General features: G+C 45.7%; 8 protein-coding genes, 1 rRNA gene and 1 riboswitch. Of the genes, 6 read left to right on the forward strand and 3 right to left on the reverse strand.

Annotation, left to right across the window (positions count from 1 at the left end):
- Positions 1 to 183 (reverse strand): FAD-dependent oxidoreductase (locus CIK04_RS12245; protein ID WP_128824615.1); only part of this gene is annotated, 183 nt, incomplete at its 3' end.
- 284 nt (positions 184 to 467) lie between these two features.
- Here CIK04_RS12245 and fabR point away from each other — a divergent pair.
- Both fabR and CIK04_RS12255 read left to right on the forward strand, forming a co-directional pair.
- Entirely contained in the window at positions 468 to 1,109 is a 642-nt protein-coding gene (fabR, locus tag CIK04_RS12250) for an HTH-type transcriptional repressor FabR (protein ID WP_026050301.1), read from the forward strand.
- The gene (locus CIK04_RS12255) at positions 1,109 to 1,489 is read left to right on the forward strand and encodes a YijD family membrane protein (protein WP_011149135.1); all 381 of its coding nucleotides are present in this window, start codon (positions 1,109 to 1,111) and stop codon (positions 1,487 to 1,489) included. The genes fabR and CIK04_RS12255 overlap by 1 nt, the downstream gene beginning before the upstream one ends.
- Positions 1,490 to 1,546: 57 nt before the next feature.
- Here the strand turns inward: CIK04_RS12255 and trmA are convergent, their stop codons facing one another.
- Positions 1,547 to 2,656 carry a tRNA (uridine(54)-C5)-methyltransferase TrmA gene (gene trmA, locus CIK04_RS12260; RefSeq protein WP_097353615.1) on the reverse strand — a complete coding sequence of 370 codons (1,110 nt, stop codon included), beginning with the start codon at positions 2,654 to 2,656 and terminating at the stop codon, positions 1,547 to 1,549.
- A 152-nt stretch (positions 2,657 to 2,808) separates the two neighbouring features.
- Positions 2,809 to 3,007: riboswitch (cobalamin riboswitch) on the forward strand.
- 51 nt (positions 3,008 to 3,058) lie between these two features.
- On the opposite strand from trmA, the gene CIK04_RS12265 reads away from it, so the two are divergent.
- The 3 genes from CIK04_RS12265 to murI are packed head-to-tail and all read left to right on the forward strand — an operon-like array spanning position 3,059 to position 6,453.
- On the forward strand, positions 3,059 to 4,900 hold the full coding sequence (locus CIK04_RS12265) for a TonB-dependent receptor (protein ID WP_088428164.1): 1,842 nt from the start codon (positions 3,059 to 3,061) through the stop codon (positions 4,898 to 4,900).
- 44 nt (positions 4,901 to 4,944) lie between these two features.
- A complete protein-coding gene (locus CIK04_RS12270; RefSeq protein WP_170937812.1) occupies positions 4,945 to 5,628 on the forward strand; it encodes an adenine nucleotide alpha hydrolase in 684 nt (227 codons plus the stop codon).
- A gap of 33 nt (positions 5,629 to 5,661) precedes the next feature.
- A complete protein-coding gene (gene murI / locus CIK04_RS12275) occupies positions 5,662 to 6,453 on the forward strand; it encodes a glutamate racemase (RefSeq protein ID WP_017420371.1) in 792 nt (263 codons plus the stop codon).
- Here murI and CIK04_RS12280 read toward each other — a convergent pair.
- Entirely contained in the window at positions 6,431 to 6,883 is a 453-nt protein-coding gene (locus CIK04_RS12280; protein WP_039541753.1) for an RNA-binding protein, read from the reverse strand. The two genes, murI and CIK04_RS12280, sit on opposite strands and share 23 nt — an antisense overlap.
- A 529-nt stretch (positions 6,884 to 7,412) precedes the next feature.
- Here CIK04_RS12280 and CIK04_RS12285 point away from each other — a divergent pair.
- Positions 7,413 to 7,534, forward strand: a 16S ribosomal RNA gene (locus CIK04_RS12285); the annotation flags it as partial.

Consider the following 7,534-nt stretch of genomic DNA (forward strand, 5'->3'; position numbering starts at 1 on the left):
GCTAACCGCATGGCGCAGTGCTTTGGATGGAATGGTGCCCCAGTGAGTACAACCGCCGCCAACGCTGCTCTCTTTTTCCACCACTGCGACTTTCAGGCCAGCTTTGGTTAAACCCATTGCTGCCCCTTCACCGCCAGGGCCGCTCCCGATAACAATCACATCGAAGTGATTCGCATGCGCCATGATTTCATTCCTTGTTATATTTGCTTAACATTGCTTTAGCGAGATTTTAACTGATTATACCAGCAGGTAAACAGCAGGCACGGCAGAGAGTGGAAGTGATCACGCACATTTCACGAAAACCAATCAATGGCATGGCGAATGTCGACAAATTGAGCACAAAAGATTGCATAACCGCCTTGGCCAGTAGTAACGTGCTCGCCAAGGCGCATCATCGCTTATCGCTAGCAGTGATTCGCGCTATAGTAACGGCCGAAAGCCAATTTAAGATAAGAGCAAACATCATAATGAAATCAATGGGTATTCGCGCACAGCAGAAAGAGAAAACGCGTCGTTCTTTGATTGACGCGGCATTTAGCCAATTGAGTGCTGATCGCAGTTTTTCCAATCTCAGCTTGCGAGAAGTGGCCAGAGAAGCGGGCATTGCGCCTACCTCGTTCTATCGCCATTTTAAAGATATGGATGAGTTAGGTTTAACCATGGTGGATGAAGGTGGTTTGCTGTTACGTCAATTGATGCGCCAAGCACGTCAGCGCATCGTCAAAGAAGGCAGCGTGATCCGCACTTCGGTGGAAACCTTTATGGAGTTTATCGAAAGTAGCCCCAACGTATTTCGCCTATTGTTAAGAGAACGCTCTGGAACCTCGGCTGAATTTCGTGCCGCTGTGGTTCGCGAAATGCAGCACTTCGCTGCAGAGCTCACTGAGTATTTAATTAGCACAGGAATGAACCGAGAAGAAGCGTTGGCGCAGGCTGAAGCGTCGGTGATTCTGGTCTTTAGTTCCGGTGCAGAAGCTTTAGACTTAGACCGACGCGAGCGTGATGAGCTGGCCGAGCGTCTGATTATGCAGTTGCGAATGGTCGCCAAAGGTGCGTACTGGTATCGCAAGGAACGTGAACGTAACCGATTAAAAGGTGAGATAGAATAATGTCTAATGATACTGAAAATAACGTGAATCGCAGTTCGGAAAGGAAGACTCTGGTATTGGCGTTGATCACGGGAATGTGTGGCGATGCTATCCTTTCTTGGCTGACCATGAGCGAAGTCTCTTTCTCCATTTTCCCTATTATTGCCTTAGTGCTGGCTGTGCAGGCACTCTACCGCGAGTATCTCAATCATCCCGTGTCGGAAGAGATTCCTTTGGTTGGACTGGCGTGCTTTTTTGTCGGGGCGTTTGGTCACTCGGCCTTTATTAAAGCTCAGCATCCTGAAGCGGGCTCGAACTTCTTCGCGATCATGGTGGTGTTACTGCTGTTGGCGTGGATTGGCAGTAAGCTGGGATACATTCGTCGCCCAAGTGCCGATTAGTACGATTTTAGAGCGAAAAAAACGAGCCATTCACGGCTCGTTTTTGTTTGATACTGCTTAGGCTTTACGCTCTAGCATGACACCCGCTTCCATGTGGTGGGTGTATGGGAACTGATCGAACAGAGCAAAGCGAGTGATGTGGTGTGTTTCGCTCAGAATGTCCAAGTTCTCTTTTAATGTCTCAGGGTTACAAGAAATGTACAGGATACGCTCATAACCTTGCACCATTTTACAAGTGCCGATATCCATGCCTGAGCGTGGTGGATCGACAAAAATGGTATTGCAGTTATAGCTCTTGAGATCGATACCATTGTCTTTCAGACGACGGAACTCACGCTTCCCTTCCATGGCTTCGGTAAACTCTTCCGCTGACATGCGGATGATTTGCACATTCTCAATCTTGTTCGCAGCAATATTGTATTGCGCCGATTCCACCGACGGTTTTGCCAATTCTGTGGCCAGAACGCGCTCAAAGTTTTGCGCCAGCGCAAGGGAGAAATTGCCGTTACCACAGTAGAGCTCCAATAAATCGCCTTGGCTTTCTTGGGTGCAATCGACCGCCCACTCCAACATTTTCTCCGCGACTTTGCCGTTCGGTTGAGTAAAGCTATTTTCCACTTGCTGGTAGATGTAAGGCTTGCCGTTGACGTCGAGCTTTTCGACCACGTAATCACGGTCCAGGACGATCTTCATTTTACGAGCGCGACCAATCAAGTTGAGGTTAAAACCTTCGTCATTCAGGCGCTGTTTTAAGGCTTTGGCATTTTCAATCCACGCATCGTCCAATTGGCGATGGTAAAGCAGAGACACCAGAATCTCGCCGCTTAGAGTGGAAAGGAAATCGACTTGGAACAGTTTACGACGCAGTGATTCATTGTCTTTCATCGCATCAATCAATAAAGGCATGAGATCGTTGATCAAGCGGCTTGCTGCCGGAAACTGGTCAACACGGTATTTTTCACGCGTCTCTTGGTTGAACATGATGTAGTACATCTCTTCCCCTTCATGCCAAACGCGGAACTCAGCGCGCATGCGGTAGTGCTGATCTGGAGACTCAAACACTTCCAGCTCAGGGGCTTGATAAGGTGCGAACATATCGGTTAAGCGTTGCACTTTTTCTGCTAACTGTTGCTGATAGCGTTGTGGGTTTACATCAAGAGTCGCCATGAATTAATACCTTTCGGGTGCTTTAGAGATAAAGAGCGCAGATTTTATTCAATCCCTGTTCATTGTCCAGTGCCAAGGGGAAATTGATAAAGACTGCCGTGTAAAAATATAGCTTATGCGAATTCTAACTGGACAAATAATCAATCGCTTAATAGTATGCGCTTCAAGCTGGTGCTATCTAGAAGTATAGATGGCTGAATAGGGAATCCGGTGTGAATCCGGAACTGACGCGCAGCGGTAATAGAGAACGAAAGCTTAATCAGACACTGCACGATGGAATCGTGTGGGAAGTCAGGCAAGTAGGTTAACAGCTCTTGAGTCCGAATACCTGCCAGCAACTGAGCAAACACTGGAAGCCTTATCTTCATGCTCGGTAGGATTTACGCGATTTAGGATTACAAAATGCAAAAGTCTCTTTTAGCGATCGCCATGGCATCGCTGTTTACCCCTATCTCTTATTTACACGCTCAAGAAGTGCAAACCGATGACACTGTTGTCGTGACAGCCAACCGCTTTGAGCAAGTTGAATCTTCCGTTTTAGCGTCGATTAGCGTGGTGACGAAGGCTGAAATCGAGCAACTGAACGTGACCACTGCTCTTGATATCTTGAAAACACTTCCCGGTGTGGAGGTAAATAGTCAAGGTGGTAAAGGGCAAATCAGCAGCCTCTTTTTACGTGGTACTTCATCAAAACACACTTTAGTGCTCGTTGATGGCGTCAAAATTAACTCAGCAACAGCCGGTGGTGCTGAGTTAGGCTTAATCCCAGCTTTCGCTATTGAACAGATTGAAGTGGTGCGTGGGCCTCGAGCGGCAATTTATGGTTCAGATGCTATTGGTGGCGTCATTCATATCAAGACTATCCCAGCAAACCGCCAAACTAAGCATGACGCGAACTTGGGTTATGGCAATGATGACCATTCATCATTGGCATGGCGATCTTCAGGAGAGTTAAATGATTCAACTCAGGCTTCTTTTGTCTTTTCAGATGAGAAAAGTGATGGCTATCGAGTCAATGAAGTTGCACCAAGTGATGACAGTCACGGTTATCAATCTCAAACTTTGTTTGGCTCACTTCGTCATGAGATCAACGACGCTTGGTCTGTTCAGTTTAATGGTTATCAGCTGAGTTCAGATGTTGAATACGCAAACCAGTTTTCAGGTGTGAAGAATGAGAGCAATACTGATTTTTATAGCATTGCTGGTTCATTAAATTTCCATAAAGACAACTATTCTTCTCAGTTGATGGTGTCACGTAGTGATAATGAATCGTGGGATGGTGTCGCCAGCGGTATGGTTGCTAAAACCGCGCTTTTCTCCAGCCGAAATTCAGTCTCGTGGCTGAACCATTGGGTTGTTGTGCCTGCACTCACGTTAGCGGCTGGCGTGGATTATGATCAAGAGAATGCACGCCAAGGCGGCGCGAATGCCACGAATTACAGCAAAACGGAAAAAGACAATAAAGCCGCATATGTTACGGCTCATTTCTCTAAGAACATCGTTACTGCTGAAGCAAGTATTCGCTCTGACGATGATAGCGCATTTGGTAAACACAACACTTGGAATCTAGGCTTAGGCATTGCTCCATCTGATTATGTTGAGTTTATAGCTTCAACGGGCACAGGTTTTAAAGCTCCAACATTTAACGATCTATATTGGCCAGGTTCAGGTAATCCAAATTTGAAGCCAGAAACCTCAAAGTCGTCAGAAGTAGGGATTCGCAGCTATTTGCCTTTTGTGCAAATTGATGTTTCAGCATACAGAAACGAAATTGAAGATATGATCGATTGGGCTCCTACTGGGCCTGGAGGTGCTTGGACCCCTTCGAATATTGATAATGCGAAAATTGAAGGCATTGAAATTGAAGCATTGTTCGAGACAGGTGTGATTGAACATCGTGTTTCTGCAGAATGGAAAGATCCTCGAGATAAATCAGACGATAGCCTTTTGATCCGCAGAGCGCGCGAAAACTTCAGTTGGGTGTCGACCTATTCGGCGGATCGCTTTGGGCTTTCTGCCGTTGCGAATTACGTGGGTGATCGCAAAGATAGCACGGGCAAAACGATGGATGCCTATACCCTGTTGGATATAAGTGCTAACTACAAGATCACAGAAGCATTAACGCTAGGTGCCAGAGTCGGCAACCTGTTCGACAAAGAGTATCAAACCGCACATAGCTCGGGTGGCAAATACTACGTAGGTGAAGGCCGAAATTGGTTTGCAACGGTCAATTACCGTTTCTAATGTTCAAAGCCGCCTTCGGGCGGTTTTATTTTTCAGAGGGCGTGATGAAAAAGAAGGTTGTTATCAGTTGGTCAAGTGGCAAAGATTCCACGTTGACCTTACTAAGGTTAATGGAAAACCCTGACTATCAAGTCGTCGGTCTTTATACGACATACGTAGATAATGAGGTCCCTTTTCAGGCCACCCCATTAGCAGTGGTTGAGATGCAGGCTCAACTGCTCAACTTGCCGCTGATTAAAATTGCTTTGCCCCAAGTTTTTCCGTCAAACGAGGTGTATCAACAAACAATAGTTCGTGCACTGCAAGCCTCTTCAATCAATCTTGATGCCATCGCCTTTGGTGATATGTTTTGCAACGGTATTGCCGATTACCGACGTAGCTATATTGAGCCTGCTGGATGGGAGTGTGTTTTTCCGCTGTTAGGGGAGTCGAGTCTCGATCTGGCCCACGAAATTATTGCTCGAGGGATTAAAACAATACTCGTTACGACGGATGGAAATACGCTCAAGCCTGATTGGTGTGGGCGCTGGTATAATAATGAGCTGTTGGCGTCGCTTCCGGCTGATGTTGACCCTTGTGGCGAGAATGGGGAGTTCCATACCCTTGTGGTTAAAGCGCCGGGTTTTGCGGGTGAAATACGTTTGCAGTTGACGGTACAAGAAACCGATGGACGATTCACCTATCAAAGGTATAACGCAACGTTGCTAAATCAGCATGAGAGAGTATGATTTGGTCGTTTTATTCTAAGTAGGTTTATCAGAGTGGAAAGTTCAAATCAGCCGAATGTATTGATTTTTGATTCCGGTGTTGGCGGGTTGTCGGTTTTTCAGGAAATCAACAAACGACTGCCTGAAGTGAACTACTACTATTTGTTTGATAACCAAGCCTATCCCTATGGGGAACTATCGCAAGAAACCTTACTGGCTAGAGTGGAAGCGCTGGTGGTCAAAATGACACAGCAATTTGCGATAGACCTTGTTGTTATTGCCTGCAACACCGCCAGCACCATTGTGCTCCCCACCTTAAGAGCGAAGTTGCCTATTCCCGTTGTTGGTGTCGTGCCTGCGATCAAACCAGCTTCTCTTTTGGCGAATCGAGCGGTGGGTTTAATTGCAACGCCAGCAACGGTGACTCGTCAATACACACACGATCTCATTCGTGATTTCGCGCATGAGAAAGAAGTCGAGTTACTTGGTTCGACTCGCTTGGTGGACATCGCCGAAGAGAAACTAAGAGGGCGTCAAGTAGATCAGCAAGAGCTGGCAATGATACTCAAACCGATGAAACACAAAGTGGACGTGGCGGTACTAGGATGTACCCATTTTCCACTGCTAAAAGAAGAAATACAGCAAGTACTGGGTGATGAGATTATTTTGGTTGATTCTGGAGAAGCGATTGCTCGTCGCGTGCAGAGCCTCCTCCATCAATTATCACCACAAAGTACTAAGACACCGTGGCGCATCTTTAGCACAGCGCAGCCTTGGGATGAAGCTGCGCTGAATGGGTCACTACAAACGATGGGTTTTAACGCTATAGAACTTTATCCTCTATAGAGTGTTTCATTTCATTTGCAATGCGAACTTTCAACGTACGTTGCGCATACTCCTTTTCATTAAGTGCATTGATAGCATTTTCAGCATCCCCACTGGCCATCACGACAAACCCAAAGCCTCTTCTTTTACCCGTACGCTTATCTTTCATCAAACGTACACCATAAACTTGGCCGTGTTGTGCAAACAGTTCGCGAACATGAGTTTCGTTCGCTTTATAGGGAAGGTTGCCCACATAAAGTGTTTTGGTTGGAAGCGAAGAGTCACTATCAGTAACAGTAAGCGTTGGCGTGTGTGGAAAAAAAGAGATAAGTAAAGTTGTAAGTACAACACCAATAACAAAACTGATGGCTGGAGAAATATCGAGCTGCGAGAAAATGAAACCACCCAAAATGGCCAGAGCGGCACTCGCAATAACTTTTTTAAACGTCATATTGGATTACTACATTAGGGTACAGACAAAAATGAATGCCTATTAACAAAATAGACACACAAATCTTAAGTTTATGCTTAGTCTTTTTCCAACGTAATGGTGTGATGAGGGTCAAATGTGCTGAAAATATATGCAAAAAAGACCAATTTGATGCTTTGTTGACCGAACGAAATTAAATTCAAAAAAAAGTATTGCGCACTGGAAAGAACTCCTTATAATGCCGCCTCACTGACACGGAGTGAGACAAACATCACAAAGTAAGTCAGGAAAGAGATGAAAGAAAGTTTGAAAAAACGCTTGACTCTCAAATAAAGCGTTGTAATATACGCACCCCTAACGAGATGGTGGCAAAGCCACTAAGAAAGTTAGAAGCTCTTTAAAAATTTAAACCTATCAATCTGTGTGGGCACTCGTTGATGATAATCCAAAAGATTTATCAATGAACTGAGTGACCAAAACGATACTAAGTATCGGCACAGTCAATTTATTCAGTATTCATTGAGCCGAAGCGAAAGCTTCAAAAAACTTTTAATTGAAGAGTTTGATCATGGCTCAGATTGAACGCTGGCGGCAGGCCTAACACATGCAAGTCGAGCGGCAGCACAGAGAAACTTGTTTCTCGGGTGGCGAGTCGGCGGACGGGTGAGAATG

It is taken from the genome of Vibrio sp. 03_296, assembly GCF_002265885.1.

What these genes read in the sequence shown, in the direction of transcription:
- trmA (WP_097353615.1), bottom strand. Translation starts at nt 2,656, where the DNA reads ATGGCGACTCTTGATGTAAACCCACAACGCTATCAGCAACAGTTAGCA.
- CIK04_RS12270 (WP_170937812.1), top strand. Translation starts at nt 4,945, where the DNA reads ATGAAAAAGAAGGTTGTTATCAGTTGGTCAAGTGGCAAAGATTCCACG.
- CIK04_RS12255 (WP_011149135.1), top strand. Translation starts at nt 1,109, where the DNA reads ATGTCTAATGATACTGAAAATAACGTGAATCGCAGTTCGGAAAGGAAG.
- CIK04_RS12280 (WP_039541753.1), bottom strand. Translation starts at nt 6,883, where the DNA reads ATGACGTTTAAAAAAGTTATTGCGAGTGCCGCTCTGGCCATTTTGGGT.
- CIK04_RS12265 (WP_088428164.1), top strand. Translation starts at nt 3,059, where the DNA reads ATGCAAAAGTCTCTTTTAGCGATCGCCATGGCATCGCTGTTTACCCCT.
- fabR (WP_026050301.1), top strand. Translation starts at nt 468, where the DNA reads ATGAAATCAATGGGTATTCGCGCACAGCAGAAAGAGAAAACGCGTCGT.